We start from the raw sequence: 17,445 nt of genomic DNA on the forward strand, positions 1-17,445 counted from the left end.
AAAAAAGCAGTCCTTTACGGGCTGCTTTTTCTATTCTACACCAAGAAGTATCTTTATTTTGAAGAAGGTCTTATTTCACCAAGACCTTCTTCTTTTTATTTCCTTGTTTAACGATATAGAGACCAGACTTTGAGAATGCCGACACCTGTCTGCCATCGAGCGTATAGATGCTGACGGGCAGAGCTGATGCGGATGTCTCGAAGGTGACAATGCTATTCATTGAAGACTCAACAGGACTGGTAACAAGTGCCAACTCCATGATTACTTTACCATTAGTGGCAGTGGTGCTCGTCAGGATGCCTGTGATGTCGTATTGTTTTCCTTCATAGTCCTTGGGCATCGTCATCTGATTACTGTCAAGTCCAAAGGTGTTGAAGACACGCACATCACCACCATTGCATGTGACAAAGACGCCCTTCATGCCCTCAACAGTAGCTCTCTTCATCTCTGCACCTATTATGGTGATCAAGTCAGAATAGGAAGACGAGTTAACCTGATTGGGAGTGAGGACATGAGGTTCGACTATTGAACCTTCACTCACATTGACACTTGAAGTATAGTCAACGCCTTCGAAAGCTACTAATCGTTCAATATCATTGACGGTCTTTCTAGTACCAGAAATAACGCCATTCAGCAAATCGTTTGCCTTAACATCCAACCCTGTATTCAACATCAGCAGACTGCCTGTAGCATCACGCAGATAGATATCTGAGTTGTATACATAGAGAACTTGAGCATTGCTTAACTTCAATATTCCAGAATAATTATTAGGCAAGTTCTTAAAGCCTGCAACATTATCAAGCACCTCCAGGTCAGAAACCGTCACCTTGCAGACAGCTGTCAGCTGGTCATTGTCATTTGCCTTGACCGAGATGTTAGCCTCACCCACGCTGATACCAGTCACCACGCCTTGGGCGTCAACAGTAGCTACGGCCTCGTTATCGGACTTCCACTCAAACGTATAGGGTGCAGTCTCGGGATAGCGTTCAACCTCAAGTGGATAAGTAAAGCCAACATTGACATAGGCAGTTTCTGGCAGTTTAACACTTGTCAACTGATTAACATCAACAACCTTGAAAGTGATGACACCATTAACCTCCTTAATACTATCCAGACCCCACGGCGAATCTAAACCAGACCATGACTTCAGGTTGGCAGGTGACGTCGTGTTATCTAATCGTCTGACCTTCTTGCTGCCAGGGAATGGATCAGATGCTTTGTCACCGTCCTTATAGCCATCGGCGCGCAACAGCTCAAAATAATTATGATTCGGATTTACATTCACCTTATTTTCTCTCCACACATTAGCATTGGTGGAGTCTACACGGAATACCAGCATACCATGACCAGGTGCATAGTAGTTCCACTTATCCTTCTGACGGTTCTCTAACAGGAAGAACTCTTTGTTTCGACGGGTATTAATACGGTAGCCTGTATTTGTCGACACATTCTCAAGCGTGTACTCACCCTCGGCATTAATGACCTCTGGTGTGGCGAAACCTACTGCATAGCGCTCATAGAGGGTATAGCCCACAGGTGTACGGCTGTTGTTACAATAACTGCCAGCAGCCATGATATCCCACCAGCCAGGATGGTGACTATTTCCACCACTTCCCTCATAGTCGGTATCGTAAGTATCCATGAGCCCCAACACATGGCTGAACTCATGACACATTGTACCTATACCATCAATAATATTATCAATAATATTACCTGTATAAGTAGGAATAAGCTCCGTAGAGCAGGCATAGCGTCCTAACCTCACACCGTCTTTCCACACCGAGCTCCATGTCTGAGGATTATAGAACTTGCCTGCATGCGGCCAGAGCAACCGACTATCATTTCCCGTGATATTCGAACCTAAGCCTGCAAAGATAAGGTAAACCATATCCACGACGCCATCGTCATCACGGTCATAGTTTCGGAAGTTCACCTGACTATCAACAGCATTGATAGCATCATACATCAATTGAATAGAATTATCCGTTCCATTGACATAATACTGACTCCTATTGACCTGAACAGGACCAACGACGTCAAACTCTGGTTTGAACAACCCTCCAGAGATATCATTGAAATAGTCGCGCACACTACCCGTAAAGGGATTCTGTGTGCTGTAGCCAGTATAGTTCTCTGCGTTGGCAAAGTCGTTGATGATTGTGCCAATATCATCGCGTGAGAACTGCATATCATTATATTCCACCAAGATGATAAGCCCATGGAAATTGCTGTAATCATACTGTGGTTCACGATTCATCGCCTTCTGACGAGCCACGGCACGACGAGTCATCTCACGTTCCTTTTCTTCTCTAACAGACTGTTTCATCTCTGGCTGCAGATACTTCTTAACACCACTCAGATAAGCCAGTTCCTCGGCAGAACGGGCATCAGCATCATGAGCCATCCTGGAGGTAGGCAGCAACTGTCCATCCCTCAGTTCGGCATAGACATAACGGTTGTTGGCATCCTTGACGATAGAATAACCATCTGCAGTAGTATAGAAATGCAGATACTCATCACCATGAAGGCTAATGGTTACGGTTGTCCCGTCGGGTTGCAACATCTTTGCAGTGCCTTTATAGGCGGGAACTGCCAAAGCACAATGTATGCCAAAGGCTATGGCTAATGTCATACAAAATAATATTCTCTTCATATTTATTCTTTAACAGTTTGCAAAGGTAATACTTTTTCTTTATAACACAAAGAACTATAGTTTTTTTAGCATAAAAAAAGGGAAGGCCGAATGACCTTCCCTCTTATATATAATAAGGTGTGCTTACTTCACAAAGAACTTCTTGCCATTCTTGATAACAAGACCCTTGAAGCTGTTGTTAACACGCTGACCTGAAATATTGAAGGCAGGAGCATTAACAGACTCAGTATCGACACTAACCTTTTCAATACCAGCAGGAACCTGTGTGAAGGTTGAACCAGCATTGAAGAAATCAAGATAATACAGACGATCGGTATATTCTGCATTGACAACCAAGCCAGTCAGCAAGGTGTAAGTATTGGCCTCGCTGTCATACTTAATCTTGATGTCACAAACCTTCTCTGTTGCATCATCAAAACCGATAGCAAAGAGATATAAACCGCTACGCTCATTGATCATATAAAGACCCATGTAAGCTCCCTGTGGGAAGGTGTAAACATTGTCTTCACCCTTAATACCCACAATCCAAGCATTCTGATCTTCATCGATAGGTTCTATGCCCTGAATGAAGAGCTTGTCACCATCGTTAACAATATTAACCGTCATTTCAAACTCAGGAGTACCATCAGATTCTGTCTTAGTACCCTTGAAGATATAAGATGAAGCAACAACAGTGCTATCAGGCTCAGGAGCAATGTAAGGCAAAACCAAGTCGTACCATACAATCTCAGACTCATGAGTCTCGCCACCACCTTTGTAGATGCTCTGCATACCAATCTGCTTCCATGAATTAATAGACATGTTCAGGAAAAGAGAACCCTCGTAGAAGTCGTAGTTATCAGTGAAGGTGGCAGGCACCTCTTCCATTGCACTCTCAAGCTTCTCGTACAGATCAGGAGTAAAGGTTATCACGCTCTGTGTTCCTTCATTGTCCTTGCTGTAGAGCTTGAAGTACAGTTTGCTTGAGAGCAAGCCTTCACCATTGATGTCTACACCAGTCAAATCGTAATTAAAGATACTACCATAAGGAGTGTACTCCATGTTGCCGATAATCGGGTTGGCAGGAGTAGCAGCCTTCTCAGTAATCTTAGTGATGGTAACATCCTTGTATAATTCGAACAACGAAGCGTTAATGGATGCTTTATAAATATTGACACCCATCAGCATGCCCTCAGGAGCAGTAATCACACCATTCTTGGCATCATAGCTACAAACATAATTGGTAACCTTTCCTGTCTCGTCATCCATACCTATGAACCAAAGGTCATAGTCTCTATAAGTACCCAAAGCCTGACCGGTACGGAAAGAGATGGAATTACCATCCAAGGTACCCTTCACCCATGCCTCAGGCAAAGTCAGAGAAAGACCCTGAGCATATACATCATTACCGTCAAAGCCAAGCTTCACAGTATGAGTAACAATAGAATCCTCACCTTCTTCAGCAAAATAATCAGTGCCCTTGAAAGTATACTCAGCTGTTACAAGACCCTCAGGAGCAACGACAGGATCGTCGCTTTCACCCTTCAAGGTAATGGTACAATCTTCATTATAATAGGTGTAATAATAGCTCTTATCCGTATAGAATACATTCAGCAGAACAGGATTCAAGAACTTATAGACGCCATTCTCAGTATCGACACCCAGCTTGAAATCATCAATTCCTTCTTCGCCAACACCTACCAGGAACAGGCGATAAGATGATGTAGAACCCAGATCCTGACCTGACTTGAACACATAGACACCGTCTTCATCCTTAGTACCCTTTACCCATGTATCGGAAACACCGGCATCAGCGCCAAAGCCCTGGATATACAGGTCATCACCGCTCTTGGCAATATTCAGAGTAGAGGTAAATGGAACATCTTTTCCACTCTCATAGGTTGTTCCTGCAAAATCATGGCTAAACACAGTCAGACCCTCAGGCAGAGTGGTCTCGATAGGCCAGTTAATGGTATACCATGCAATTTTAGACTCGTGAGACTCGCCGCCGCCCTTATAAATGGCCTGCAAGCCAACCTCTGTCCAATCTGCATGGTCCATCAACAGAGCAACCTTACTATTCGTAATCTCCTTATTGTCAATTGTATAAGGAATCTCTGTCAGGTCATTCTCCAGTGCTGTGTAATAGTCCTTAGAGAAAGTCACCTCACCCTCAGTACCTACTACATCCTTGTAATACAATTTGAAGAATAACTTCTCGGGAAGCATACCATTACCATCAATATCAGAAACATTGACAGTAAACTCTAGATTATCCTTCTGAGGAGTAAACTGCATATTAGAGATTGTAGGATTAGCAGGTGTACCAGGCTTCTCAACTACCTTAGCGATAGTAACATTGGTAACATATTCAAAGAGGGCATTTGACTCTCTCTCCTCATCGTACCAAGAATCCTCCACATAGCTGATCATCAAATCGGTCACTGCTGAAAATGTATTCTTATCTGCTTCATAGGTAAAGACAGCATCTTCAACATCGTCTCCATCATTAAATCCATGGAAATAGAGCGTGTAGGTATTATAAGTACCCAGATTCTGACCATACTTGAAGGTGACAATATCTCCATCCTTTGTACCTTTAATCCAAGCTTCAGGTAAGTCTTCGCTAATTCCCTGAATATATACTTCGTCGCCATAGAATCCAACGTTGACAATGCGAGAAACAGATCCGCCACCTGTAAAACCAACCTTTCCTGAGTATGAATACTTTTCAGTAACGAGACCAGTAGGAGGTTCGATAGGCAGACTCACCTCACCCTCAATCAGAGTCAAAGTAGTATTAGGAGACCAATAAGCAGTAAGACCAGACTCCTGACCCATAGCATAATATTCACAAACATAAGAAGGGAATGTGAATACCGTCTCGTCTTCATTCAGTGTAGCAGTAAATCCTGCGCTCTGAGGATTACCGCTCATAAACATAGAGGCATCACCGTCAGAGAAAGAGAAATCACCCATATACTGCAAGGGTTCAAAAGACCACACATCTCTATTTAAGGAGCCCTTTACAAAAGCGTCAGGACAAAAATAACTCAATCCAGAGATGTAAACATCGTCGCCATCGAAGATTACCTTAACAGTACGCTCGAGTTTACCGCTAACACGGGAATGGGTACCAGTCAACTTATAATAAAGGACGTCACCGCCTGCAGGAGGAGTAATTGTCCCAATCCGGTTAATAGGAGTGACCTTAGGAGTTGCAGTCACTTTGTTAGACATCGCCATCTGGCCAGGAAGAGTCATTCCCTTCTGAACCATAGACGGACGCTGCGCTAAGAACTGCTTTTCAATAGGAGCAGTAGGCTTTTGCGCAAACGAGAGTGCTGACACGAAAAGAGCCAACAACATCAATGTAAATGTCTTAATTCTCATAATGCAAATAATTTGTTAATAATGTGATAAATAATATATTTCTATCTCTTAATGTTATTTACTTGCCAGTTTGAACTTCTTGGTACCATCTACAGACACAGCAGTCACAGGAGACGGAACAAGATAGCTCTCGGGAGTCAGATTATAGGTTCCAACAAAGCCCTTAGCCAAGTTACGTGCAGCAGCAACCACTTCGGCTGCCTTTGATTTCATCTCGTTGTCGGCTGTCGGCTCATCATCACAATCTATGGCTAACTGACCATAGGCAGGAATGCTACGCTTGAACGTGATACCACCCATCTTCTTGGTGGTCTTGCGTGAAGTGGTATACCACTGGACTACCAATCCCGTTACATTATTGGCATTCGTTGTTTTGCCAAAGCCAACAGCTGCCAGAGAATTATTCTTATTGGCGGCTGTCAAGGCGGCATCAAGTTCTGCCACGAGTTTCTTCAGATCATCAGACAAGCTATCCAAGTCCAAATACCATATAGTTGAACGATTAGCCACATGCTGATCCCACGTAGCAGTAATCTTCACACTTCCATCTTCATTCACAAGACAAGTACTGTCCTTGGAAAAGGTAAACTCATGGAATTTCTTATCACCAATGACATTATTCTTCTCCAAACGGAATCCATTGGGAGTGAAGACACATGCCAGTGAGTCAACCTTCACAGACTTGGTCTTATCCAGATTATCAGTATAAAGGAACTTACCATCAGCTAATCCAGAGAAATAGAGGGTGGTAGTGTCACTCTTAACATAATAAGAGGTGAGTTCTGAACTACAGTATTTCTCCTTTGCAGCCTTCGTGTCTTCGATGTATTTCTGCCAGTCGCGGTCACACTTCACCAAACGGACCTCTGCTCCATGGCGCTCACCACGAAGGATTATCTCGTTATCGTTATATGACATCACGACAAAGTTATGGTCACCATGCATACCAACACCATCCTTAATAATATAGGTGGGAGCATATCCATATCCAACAGGATCAGAGAATGGTGACAAGATATCATTCCATACATTGAACGCCAAGACCATACCATCTTCGTTCAGCATCTCATAAAGACTGGTGGCCTCGGTATACTTATTCCTATTGCCATCACGAAGGAAACGGTGGTCACCGGCAAAAGTCACCTTACCATTCTTGTCGAAGCGGGCAAAGAGATTGAAACCCTCGAACTGGGCAACATCTGTTGCGCAGAAGAACTGCATAACCCAGCCGTTAGGAGCACTAACCAGCAATTCCTTCACGGCATCACCCTGATGCTCAATACGCAGGGCTGGTGACTCGTCGAAATAATCTTCATCCTCAAAACGGCATGATGTCAGTACAAATGCTGGCAACATGGCGAGGAGAGCTATACGGTATAATTGAATCTTTTTCATATATCATTCAGTATTATGTTCTTATCTCAGCGGGAAAATAGTAACCTCGTCCTTCAGGAAATTATCCAGATTGTCCTGACGTTCGCTTACTTCCTTACGCAGGACAAAAGTGTCAAGTCCCCAACGCTCCTTATGCCAGGCAGTGGCAATAGAGATCTTCTTCAACATAGCATTGATACCAGCCAGAGAGTCATCACCTTTAACAGGAACCCAGTCAAGGAAATCATTGAAGCTGTTGAAACGCTTCAACTCAGTATACTTATATTTGGATACATAGGCTGTATAGTCCTTATTGATCACCTCTTCTTTACTCTGGTGAACATCCAGGACGATACGACCATCTTCCTCATAAGTATCAGTCTCACTGTTATACTCACTCTCTTTGTAGAGCTTGAAGTTATTCCAATGAGCACCAGCCTTGTTCATATCGATACCAAGATCGTTGATGAGTTTGATGACGTCATTCTTATCATCAGCGCGCCAACCAGGAGCACAGGCATTGATAATACGCATCATCCATCGATAGTCAGTATCTGTAATGATACACGACAACGTCTCAACGAAATCCTCGTAGTTGGCAGAAGAAGCATAGTGAGTCACAAAACCCAGACGATGAGACTCAACAGAGTCGCGCTCATGCCAGTCGATGGGGTCGTAACTGCCAGAAGTCACCTGTCCAAACGTTACAGGATAAGACTTCGTCTGGTGCATGATGTGAGAGAACTCATGGTGCATGGTGTGGAAATACTTCTCGTTAAGCACATCAATATCTGTTGCACTATAGGAAACACCAGGAGTATAAGCCTTCATCTCATTGAGATTGTAAAGCGTAATCTTTACACCACCCGATGCCAGACCAAGCACCTCAGTACCAGTATTGGGACTGTAGCCGGAAGATCCGATAAAATGGAAGATACGGGGACCATACTGTTTCATAAAGCCCTCACCAGCATACTTGATATATACATCATAGAAGAGGTACTTGATGAAATAAGCCAACAACTGCGATTTCTCGTAGCTGGCAGGTGCCAACTGGAAACTGTAGTCAGAGGCGGGCAGATTGAACTTATACTGAACCTCTACGTTATAGGGCTTCGTAAAGTTATCATACAGCCACTTGTCAAAATCATAGGTGGCAGCATTGGTGTCAACGGCTTGTACTGTCGTATCATAGATAGACTCCGTAAAGTCGTCATCCTTGCCACAAGAGGTAACAGCCAGCAGAATGGCCATTGCACTCATCATATATAGTAATTTTTTCATCTCTTATATGCCTTTAAGTTGATTATTGTACTAATTGGGGCTTCTGAGTCAGAGGATTGCTCTGGTTAGTCTGTGTAGCACGGTCTGTGCTAGGATAACCTGCATTGATAACATTCCTCGGAATCTGCAGCACACGACGTGGGTCATTCCACTCCAGCTCATCAACAGTGCTGCTGGCATCTGTAGGACCACGATAAACGTGGCGAACAAGAATACCATAACGCTTGATGTCGAACCAGCGCAGACCCTCGAACATGGTCTCGATGCGACGGAAGTGCAGAATGCAGTACAGCATAGAAAGGTCAGCACCAGTCAACACCTTGAACTCAGGACTCATCTCAGCAGGATGCAACTCAGAGATATAATCATCCTTGGCAATCTGAGTCTTCGTCTTGCTGCTATCATAGAATTTTGTGATATCAGCCATTGTCAACGGGGCATCAACCTGTTTCGACTGTGTCCAGGTCTCCAGATCCTGTCTTGCCTTTTCTGTCTCACCTTTATAAAGATATGCCTCAGCACGGCAGAGCAATGTCTCTTCAGCAGTAAAGGGCTGATAAATGATATGTACCCAACCGATACCTGCAATCTTATCACTGTACTCAAAATACTCATAAACGCGGAACAACCAAGAACCATCGTCATTCTCGCCATAGCGATAGATCTTACCATCGTAGGCAGGCAGACGGTTGCTCCAGTTAGGACCACCACCATATACAGCATTCTTTGAAGACTTCACACCCATGGAAATATTACCATCATTGCAAACGAAGCGGATGGCAGAGAGCAAGCGGTCCTGCAATGAGTAGGTGCTCTGCAACAAGAAATTACAGGGAGCAGTCTCATCGTTGAAAGAATTCAGCATGGCATCAATGGTGTTCGTGCTGATAGAACCCCACTTACGTAACATGGTTGATGCAGTGCCACCCAAAGCTGCATTTGCATACTTGATAACACTATCGTAATCACGCTTATAGAGATAGAAACGTGCAGCAAAAGCATTAGCAGCATTCTTATTAAAGTGGTAAGCAGGCACCTTATACTTAGAGTCGTCAATGAGGTCGATACCCTCTAACAGGTCTTGCTCAATGAGGTCATAAGTCTTCTTAACGCTATGAAGATATTCACGAGATATGGTGTCACCATAGTTTACATTCACCGTCTGTTCAGGCTCTGTAACATAGGGAATACCCCAATCGGCATCACTCTGTGTATCATCTTTATAACATTCTGCAAAGACATTGACCAACACGAAATGAAGGTAAGCACGCAACACATGAGCCTCACCCCAGGAATGAGACAGTTCAGGGTCTTTTGCAGGATCATCGCTCATTTCCTTCATGGCAGCAATAGCGTGGTTAGCTACTGCAATACCCTGATAGTACTGTTCCCAAGTCTGATAGGGAGTATCGTCTTCACCTGCGCTATAGTTGGTAATATCCTCCCAAGCGTAAGCCTCAGCATGGAAGTCACTATATGGTGAACGGTGAATACCAGGCTTCACCACGTTGTTGTCAACATAGTTGTCGCCGAAGAGTTCGCAAATAACGGCAGGTACTGCCTGAGGATAGCCCGACACAAGCAACAGCTGTACTTTCTCGGGGGTATCTATCTCTGTACGGTTATCAGGCACCTCGTCCAACTCGCTCTCACAAGAAGTCAGGGCAGCCGACATACCGAAGCATACGAGACCTGCCAGCAAGAATGTCTTTATATCTTTTATATTCTTCATTGCTTTCAATGTTTTCATTTTTACATTGTTACATAATAACATTTAGAACCCAAGACGCACAGTAGCAGTGAATTGCTTGGTAATAGGAGATGCCACACCACCAGAATTAATGAACTCAGGATCCTGTCCATTCAACTTCTTGTCAGCATAGAGCAGACATAGGTTGGTGGCGGCCAGCTTAACAGATGCCGTATTCAGCAGTTTGGTCTTGCCAAGCAGCTCCTTCGGGAAGGAATAGGTAAGAGCAACCTCTTTCAGACGAATGAAATCGCCCTTGGCAATACGTGCTGTAGAATAGTTGTAAGAGTTATAGGCCGTGCGAAGTGCAGTAGAACCATAACGGTCCAGTTGGTTGCGAGAGGCTATAACAGGAATATCTGTCAAAGCTTCATCACCTGAAACCATCCAGCGGTTCTTGAACTCACGAGGCAGTGCCGACAGATCACTGTAACCATAAGAGAATACTGGATCAAGACGAACCTTATTACCACCAGAATAGGTAATAAACACATCGAGGTTCAGTTTACCTGCTTTATTAAATGTATAGGTAAACGAGTTATTGAACGAACCATACCAAGTGGGGTCTGACGGACCTTCGTAGACAAGGTAGTCTGTGAGATTTGATGTCTCTTGGAAATTCACGTCACCAACAGTCAGTTCACCCTTCTCATTATATACCTGAGGCAGACCCTCACTGTTCAAGCCACCAAACTTGTAACTAAACAGCGAACGAACGGGATAACCTTCGAGCGCATAACCCTGACCGCTGACGAGGTCGATGGCACGGCTTGAGGTCTCCAGTGAGGTAATTTCATTCTTTGCAAACGAATATACGAAGTCAGAAGTCCACTTAAACTGGCTATTCTGAATATTTACGGTAGATATTCCTAACTCTATACCGCGTGAGCGCATATCAGCCACATTAGCCATCTTCTGAATCTGACCACCAGCACCCTGTGTAAAGACGGCACCAATCAGATCATAGTTATTACGCCAATATGCATCGAAGTTCACGGCAATACGGTCACGGAGGAAACCAAAGTCAACACCAACATTGAACTCGTGCTTCTTTTCATAAGTCAACTCCGTATTTGAAAGGTCTGCGATATAAATCTGTGACTCAGCAGCAGAAGTAAACGGACGCCATGTATTCTTGGTCTTATAGATGGCCATAGCATTGGTCACATAAGAGGGGCCCGTATCAGCAGTCAGAGAGTATGACACACGTAACTTCAACTGTGACAGCCATGAATGGAAGTTCTCCATGAACTTCTCATTGTACATATCATAGCTACCCGAAATGTTCCATGTAGGCAGCCAACGGCTACTACGGCTCTTACCCAGACGGTTGGTACCCTCGTATCGGAATGTTCCGTTGATGGTATAACGCTGGTCAAAACTATATACAGCCTGTGTATAATAAGCCAAGGTATTGGTCTGAGTGAATGACTCACTGAAATAGTCAGTATTCTCCTCATTACGCTGCTTCAGCCAGAGATAGGGGGTATAGACGATACCACCATTATTATATTGATAGCCCCATCCTGTCCAAGTGGTAGCTGTACGACGAACGGTAGAGAGCTCCGTACCAATAAGTGCATTCACCACATGAACATCGTTGTAAACATCACGATACTCTGCCATGAAACGGTAGTTGTTCGAACGCATCTTATCGTCGTACTGGTACTTGATACCACCCTCAGGCAGCACAGACTCAGGAAGAGCCAGCTCATTATCGGGGTCAGTATAAAGCAAGGGGTTACTATAACGAATTGTAGAGTTGTCGTCCTGGGCATCAACACCAGCACGGTATGCATTGGCCTGATTTGAGTTATCCATCACATTATGCTGACGACGGGTCTGCGACAAACGAGTAGAAACCAAACCAGAAAGCGTTACAGTCTTAATGGGCTTGTACTCCAACTCTGCACGGAACATCAACTCATGAACGTCAATATCATTGTAGTTATTCTCGAGTTCATTGAAAATGTTGAAAGGAGAATAGAAACGTGTATAACTGATATTGGGATCCAGACAGCGGCTGGTATTCATAGCGAAGCTGAACGGGTTGATATCGAAATCACGCTTCACCTCACCAGTCACCACGTCGACACTCTGATTCAAAGAACCAGGAGCCTCCTGATTACGGAACGAGCCCTGAGCAGCCAGACGTGCAGTCAGGTTCTTCAAAATGTCATACGACGTGTTACCGTTAAAAGTATAGCGCTGTACCTTTGAAGCACTGACATACTGTCCCGGGTCATTCATCAACGACATTGAGAAATAGCTTGACGAACGGTCTGTACCACCCGAGATGCTAACTGAATGGTTCTGCTGAACACTATTTGAGAACAACAGATCAAACCAGTCTGTATTACGGAACTCAGCCTCCTGCAGATAAGCATTGCGGGCTGCCTCAGTATTCTCAAGACCAAAGGTTCCTGTTGTGGCATCATAGTTACGCAGTTGCTGATACATATAACCATAGATACCAGTATTCTGCGAATTCACCAGATTCTCCAGAGAAAGCCAACCCTTATCAGCCATCTCCTTATAAACACCCATAATCTCCTGAGAGTTCATGATGTTATAATCACGATAGCTGGGTTTCAGACGAGTTGTAAACTCACCGGTATAATTCACAGAAGCACGACCTTTACCACCTTTCTTGGTAGTAATAACAATCACACCAGCCATGGCGCGAGCACCATAAATAGAGGTAGCGCTACCATCCTTCAGCACGGTGAACGACTCGATATCGTCAGAGTTAAGACCAGCTACAGCACTCGAGATCAGCGTCTTAGCATCACCAGAGGCCAGTTCGTCAGCCGACACATCAACGTTGTCTTCATAAATAACGCCGTCAATAACCCACAAAGGCTTTGAGTTACCATAAATTGAAGTGGCACCACGAACACGAATCTTTGGTGAGGCACCAAACGTACCAGAAACGTTAGTCACCTGCACACCAGCCACACGACCTTCAAGTGAACGGCTCACGTCAGCCATACCTGAAAGTTTTGCTTTTTCGGCGTCAATCTTCGTGGCTGAACCGGTAAACATACGTTTATCCTGCTTAACCACACCAGTCACCACCACTTCTTCAATCATTTTGGAATCAGACTCCATGGTCACTTTCATGCCGTTCTTCGGCGTTAGGCGCTGGGTCTTATAACCAATATAACTGAATTCCAGTTTTTTACCCGCTGGTACCGTAATGGTGAATTTACCGTCCACATTGGTGGTCACACCCTGCGAACTACCAGCCACCTTGATAGTAGCACCGATAATCGGCTCACCATCATCTTGCGAGATAACTGTTCCCGTAATCTTGTTTTGTGCCATTGCCACTCCTACTGAGAGCAACAACCCAACCAAGAATGCTGTTAGTCTTTTCTCCATAAAGTTTTCCTAATTCTTTTCAATCTAATTTTTTTATATTACTTTCGTTCATTCTCACAGTTTATGGTCTGTCTATTTACGACATTTCTATACCCTGTTAAATTTCGACCTGCAAAATTAATACTTTTTTTTCTATTATCAACTATTTTTTTACCAAAAACGTATTTAAAACGTATTTTTTTTACTTTTATCAACGTAAAAGCGATAATATTTCATAAAAGCAACACTTTTTACGTCAATCTGTCTTACGCAAAAAAGAATGGGCCATCATTTCTGACGACCCATTCATTTCCTTAGTAAAATCTTGTTTACTTAACCTTTTCAACGATAGCCTTGAATGCCTCGGGGTTGTTGAGGGCGAGGTCGGCGAGCACCTTACGGTTAATCTCGATACCAGCCTTTGAAAGAGCGCCCATGAGCTTAGAGTAGCTCATACCTTCAAGACGAGCGGCAGCGTTGATACGCTGGATCCACAGAGCGCGGAAGTTGCGCTTCTTGTTACGACGATCGCGATAAGCATAGGTGAGACCTTTCTCCCAGGTATTCTTCGCTACTGTCCAAACATTCTTGCGGGCTCCAAAGTAACCGCGTGTAAGTTTCAGGATGCTCTTACGCTTTGCTCTTGATGCAACGTGATTTACTGATCTTGGCATAATTTCTGTACTTTAACTGTTAGACAATAGGGATAATTAACGGAGACACAACAGGTCGCGAACCTGCTTCATGTTGGTCTGATCAACGATTGTTGAACCTACCAAGTTACGCTTCTGCTTCTTGGTCTTCTTTGTCAGAATGTGGCTGTGGTAAGCGTGATGTCTCTTAACCTTACCTGTACCGGTGAATGAGAATCTCTTCTTAGCACCGGAATTTGTCTTTACTTTTGGCATTGTTTTTAAATTTTAAAATTGTTATTAATAATCGGCAGCTACGCATATACCGGGCGCGCCACCCTTTCTTTCTTTTAAGGTTTGAGATTTGAGGTTTGAGATTTACTCATCCTCTGTCTCTGTCAACTTCTTCAGTGCATCTGCACTAATCTTTGCGTTGGCAAAAAGACCGCCGTTAGCGGGAGTCTCTACATCAATATCGCTGACTGCTGCCTGATGCTTCTGTTCTTTGAGTTCTGCCTCATTAGCCTCACGGTCACGAGCCTGCTGACTCTTCTTGGCCACACCAGCCTTTTTAGGAGCGAGATAAAGGAACATCTTCTTACCTTCCAAGCTGGGCATCGACTCTACCTTACCCACCTCTTCAAGATCGTTGGCGAATCGCAGCAACAGCACCTCGCCTTGTTCCTTGAACAGAATGCTTCGACCACGGAAGAACACATATGCACGAACCTTATTACCTTCTTCCAGGAATTCTTTAGCGTGCTTCAGTTTGAACTGATAGTCATGTTCATCGGTCTGAGGTCCGAAACGTATTTCCTTAACCTCTACTTTCACCTGCTTGGCTTTCATCTCCTTAGCACGCTTCTTCTGCTGATAGAGGAATTTGGAATAGTCGATGAGACGACACACAGGAGGATTGGCATTGGGAGAAATCTCCACCAGGTCTACACCTTGCTGGCGGGCCATATCCAGTGCTTCTTTCGTAGGCATCACCGACGATCCGCTCTCGCCTACAATACGGACCTCTCGTACACGAATCTGTTCGTTTACGCGGTATTGATTCTGTTTTTTGTCTGTCTTCATCAAGCTATTTTACGCAAATCGGCTGCAAAGGTACAACAATTCAGTGAATTAGCAAAATTTTTCCACCACTTTTTTAAGTATCATTCAGAAAAAGAGACCTTTAAACAGAAACCAGAGGACAGGCACCAGGAGGGCGGGCAGAAGATTGAGCGTCTTGCAGTCCTTCAGGTTAAGGAGTGCCAAACCACTACCCGTAATCATCAGACCGCCCACAATCAACAACTCTGCCATGAGAGCATCGCTCACTGCCTGACTCGATATCTGGGCAGTAACATAGAAGAATCCCTGCCAGAGGAACAGCACGGGTGCTGCCAGAATCATGCCGAATCCATAGGTAGAGGCAAAAATGGTAGATGACACAAAGTCAAGTGTGGCATTCGTATAGAGAAAAGTATGATCGCCTTTCAAAGCCGAGATGACAGGTCCCAGCATCGACAGCGGTCCAATGCAATAGAGCAGGATAGCTGTAGCCAGACCGTCAGCCAGGCTACGACCATTATTGTTTTTCGAGCGTTTCTCTATGAGACGATGGAAACGTCCGTCAATATCAAGCTTCGTGCCCACCACGCTGCCGATGGCCAGCGCCACAATGAAAAGCACAGGATACTGACTCTTGGGCAAATGGGTAATGGTGGCATTCAGGCCAATGGCCAGTGATGCCAGTCCAAGGGCGTCATAGAGACCTATTTTATATTTCTCTTTAATGCCCCTACTCAGTAGCGACCCTACGACAGTACCAACGATGATAGCTGCTGTATTGACAATAGTTCCTATCATTTTGTAACGAATTTGCGTGCAAAGTTACGAAAAAACATCAAAAACCCTCGTTATTCTCATGTTTTTTAGTAATTTTGCACAGGAAAAATCAGACTTACACTAAATATGGAGAAGCAAAAAGTCATTATCAGCAACCAACTGGAACAGATTCTCAGTGAGGAAATTGCGGCATGCAAGGCTAATCATACCTTCATACTCACCGACGAGACAACCCTTCGGCTGTGTCTGCCTGTGGTTAGCAGCTATGCCTGTCTGCAGGGAGCAAGAACCATCACTATCAAAGCCGGCGACACACACAAGGATTTAGAGTCTATCAGTCATGTATGGAACGAGCTGCAACGCATGGGTGCCACACGTCACTCCTTATTAATTAATCTGGGCGGTGGCATGGTGACTGACCTGGGCGGTTTTGCTGCATCGACTTTCAAGCGAGGCATCTCCTTTATCAACATCCCCACCACCCTACTCTCAATGGTTGACGCTTCTGTAGGTGGCAAGACAGGTATCAACTTCGGAGGACTGAAGAATGAGATTGGTGTCTTCAACAACGCCAGTTGCGTCATCCTCGACACCATATTCCTTCAGACGCTCGACGAAGAGAACATCCTTTCGGGTTATGCCGAGATGCAGAAGCATGGGCTTATCTCAACAGAAGAGCATTGGGCCGAGTTGATGAACTTCGACATCGAAAAACCCGACCTCAAAGAATTAGGGGATCTAGTAGCCAAGAGCGTACAAGTGAAGGAGCGCATCGTCACCGAAGACCCCACAGAGAAAGGTATCCGCAAAGCCCTGAACCTTGGACACACCGTAGGTCACGCCTTCGAGTCGCTGGCCTTGCAACGCAAACCCGTACTTCATGGTTATGCTGTAGCTTGGGGGTTGGTTTGCGAACTCTATTTGAGTGTAGCGAAGACCGGCTTCCCTGTTGACAAGATGCGACAGATGACCCGTTTCATCTTTGAGCATTATGGCAGGATGTCCATCACCTGCGACGACTACCCTGCCCTGCTGGAGCTGATGACTCACGACAAGAAAAATACTGGTAGCGATATCAACTTCACGTTGTTGGGTGGCATTGGTGATATCCGCATCAATCAGACAGCCACAAAAGAAGAGATAGAAGAAGCTTTGGACTTCTATCGCGAGGGCTAAAT

11 protein-coding genes are annotated in these 17,445 nt (G+C 44.6%); 1 reads left to right on the forward strand and 10 read right to left on the reverse strand.

Annotation, left to right across the window (positions count from 1 at the left end):
• Positions 1-70: 70 nt before the first annotated feature.
• From Q0R57_RS09095 to Q0R57_RS09140, 10 genes are all read right to left on the reverse strand, one after another.
• Positions 71-2,653 (reverse strand): M6 family metalloprotease domain-containing protein, encoded by a 2,583-nt coding sequence (locus Q0R57_RS09095; protein ID WP_294746362.1) that lies wholly within the window; start codon positions 2,651-2,653, stop codon positions 71-73.
• Positions 2,654-2,776: 123 nt separating this feature from the next.
• A complete protein-coding gene (locus Q0R57_RS09100) occupies positions 2,777-6,025 on the reverse strand; it encodes a hypothetical protein (RefSeq protein WP_294746364.1) in 3,249 nt (1,082 codons plus the stop codon).
• Between the two features lie 54 nt (positions 6,026-6,079).
• Positions 6,080-7,420 carry a DUF4302 domain-containing protein gene (locus Q0R57_RS09105; RefSeq protein WP_294746367.1) on the reverse strand — a complete coding sequence of 447 codons (1,341 nt, stop codon included), beginning with the start codon at positions 7,418-7,420 and terminating at the stop codon, positions 6,080-6,082.
• A gap of 21 nt (positions 7,421-7,441) precedes the next feature.
• A complete protein-coding gene (locus Q0R57_RS09110) occupies positions 7,442-8,683 on the reverse strand; it encodes a substrate import-associated zinc metallohydrolase lipoprotein (protein WP_294746370.1) in 1,242 nt (413 codons plus the stop codon).
• Between the two features lie 22 nt (positions 8,684-8,705).
• Positions 8,706-10,415, reverse strand: a complete 1,710-nt coding sequence (locus tag Q0R57_RS09115; RefSeq protein WP_294746372.1) for a RagB/SusD family nutrient uptake outer membrane protein — start codon at positions 10,413-10,415, stop codon at positions 8,706-8,708.
• A gap of 42 nt (positions 10,416-10,457) precedes the next feature.
• Positions 10,458-13,817: a SusC/RagA family TonB-linked outer membrane protein gene (locus Q0R57_RS09120; RefSeq protein WP_294746375.1), complete on the reverse strand. Its 3,360-nt coding sequence runs from the start codon at positions 13,815-13,817 to the stop codon at positions 10,458-10,460.
• Positions 13,818-14,125: 308 nt separating this feature from the next.
• Positions 14,126-14,470, reverse strand: coding sequence for a 50S ribosomal protein L20 (rplT, locus tag Q0R57_RS09125; protein ID WP_294746378.1), 345 nt, complete (start codon positions 14,468-14,470; stop codon positions 14,126-14,128).
• A gap of 36 nt (positions 14,471-14,506) precedes the next feature.
• Complete coding sequence (gene rpmI / locus Q0R57_RS09130) at positions 14,507-14,704, reverse strand: 50S ribosomal protein L35 (RefSeq protein WP_091816336.1); 198 nt, start codon at positions 14,702-14,704, stop codon at positions 14,507-14,509.
• 102 nt (positions 14,705-14,806) lie between these two features.
• Positions 14,807-15,511 (reverse strand): translation initiation factor IF-3, encoded by a 705-nt coding sequence (infC, locus tag Q0R57_RS09135; RefSeq protein ID WP_294746391.1) that lies wholly within the window; start codon positions 15,509-15,511, stop codon positions 14,807-14,809.
• A gap of 84 nt (positions 15,512-15,595) precedes the next feature.
• Positions 15,596-16,288 carry a DUF554 domain-containing protein gene (locus tag Q0R57_RS09140; protein ID WP_294746395.1) on the reverse strand — a complete coding sequence of 231 codons (693 nt, stop codon included), beginning with the start codon at positions 16,286-16,288 and terminating at the stop codon, positions 15,596-15,598.
• 105 nt (positions 16,289-16,393) lie between these two features.
• On the opposite strand from Q0R57_RS09140, the gene aroB reads away from it, so the two are divergent.
• Positions 16,394-17,443, forward strand: coding sequence for a 3-dehydroquinate synthase (gene aroB / locus Q0R57_RS09145; RefSeq protein ID WP_294746398.1), 1,050 nt, complete (start codon positions 16,394-16,396; stop codon positions 17,441-17,443).
• The last annotated feature ends 2 nt before the right edge of the window (positions 17,444-17,445 follow it).

The sequence above is a fragment of the uncultured Prevotella sp. genome (assembly GCF_946407605.1).
Taxonomy (GTDB): domain Bacteria; phylum Bacteroidota; class Bacteroidia; order Bacteroidales; family Bacteroidaceae; genus Prevotella.

Excerpts from the sequence above, each read along its gene's own strand:
- Q0R57_RS09115 (WP_294746372.1), bottom strand. The coding sequence starts at position 10,415 with ATGAAGAATATAAAAGATATAAAGACATTCTTGCTGGCAGGTCTCGTA.
- Q0R57_RS09105 (WP_294746367.1), bottom strand. The coding sequence starts at position 7,420 with ATGAAAAAGATTCAATTATACCGTATAGCTCTCCTCGCCATGTTGCCA.
- Q0R57_RS09140 (WP_294746395.1), bottom strand. The coding sequence starts at position 16,288 with ATGATAGGAACTATTGTCAATACAGCAGCTATCATCGTTGGTACTGTC.
- Q0R57_RS09095 (WP_294746362.1), bottom strand. The coding sequence starts at position 2,653 with ATGAAGAGAATATTATTTTGTATGACATTAGCCATAGCCTTTGGCATA.
- Q0R57_RS09120 (WP_294746375.1), bottom strand. The coding sequence starts at position 13,817 with ATGGAGAAAAGACTAACAGCATTCTTGGTTGGGTTGTTGCTCTCAGTA.
- rpmI (WP_091816336.1), bottom strand. The coding sequence starts at position 14,704 with ATGCCAAAAGTAAAGACAAATTCCGGTGCTAAGAAGAGATTCTCATTC.
- infC (WP_294746391.1), bottom strand. The coding sequence starts at position 15,511 with ATGAAGACAGACAAAAAACAGAATCAATACCGCGTAAACGAACAGATT.
- Q0R57_RS09110 (WP_294746370.1), bottom strand. The coding sequence starts at position 8,683 with ATGAAAAAATTACTATATATGATGAGTGCAATGGCCATTCTGCTGGCT.
- aroB (WP_294746398.1), top strand. The coding sequence starts at position 16,394 with ATGGAGAAGCAAAAAGTCATTATCAGCAACCAACTGGAACAGATTCTC.
- rplT (WP_294746378.1), bottom strand. The coding sequence starts at position 14,470 with ATGCCAAGATCAGTAAATCACGTTGCATCAAGAGCAAAGCGTAAGAGC.
- Q0R57_RS09100 (WP_294746364.1), bottom strand. The coding sequence starts at position 6,025 with ATGAGAATTAAGACATTTACATTGATGTTGTTGGCTCTTTTCGTGTCA.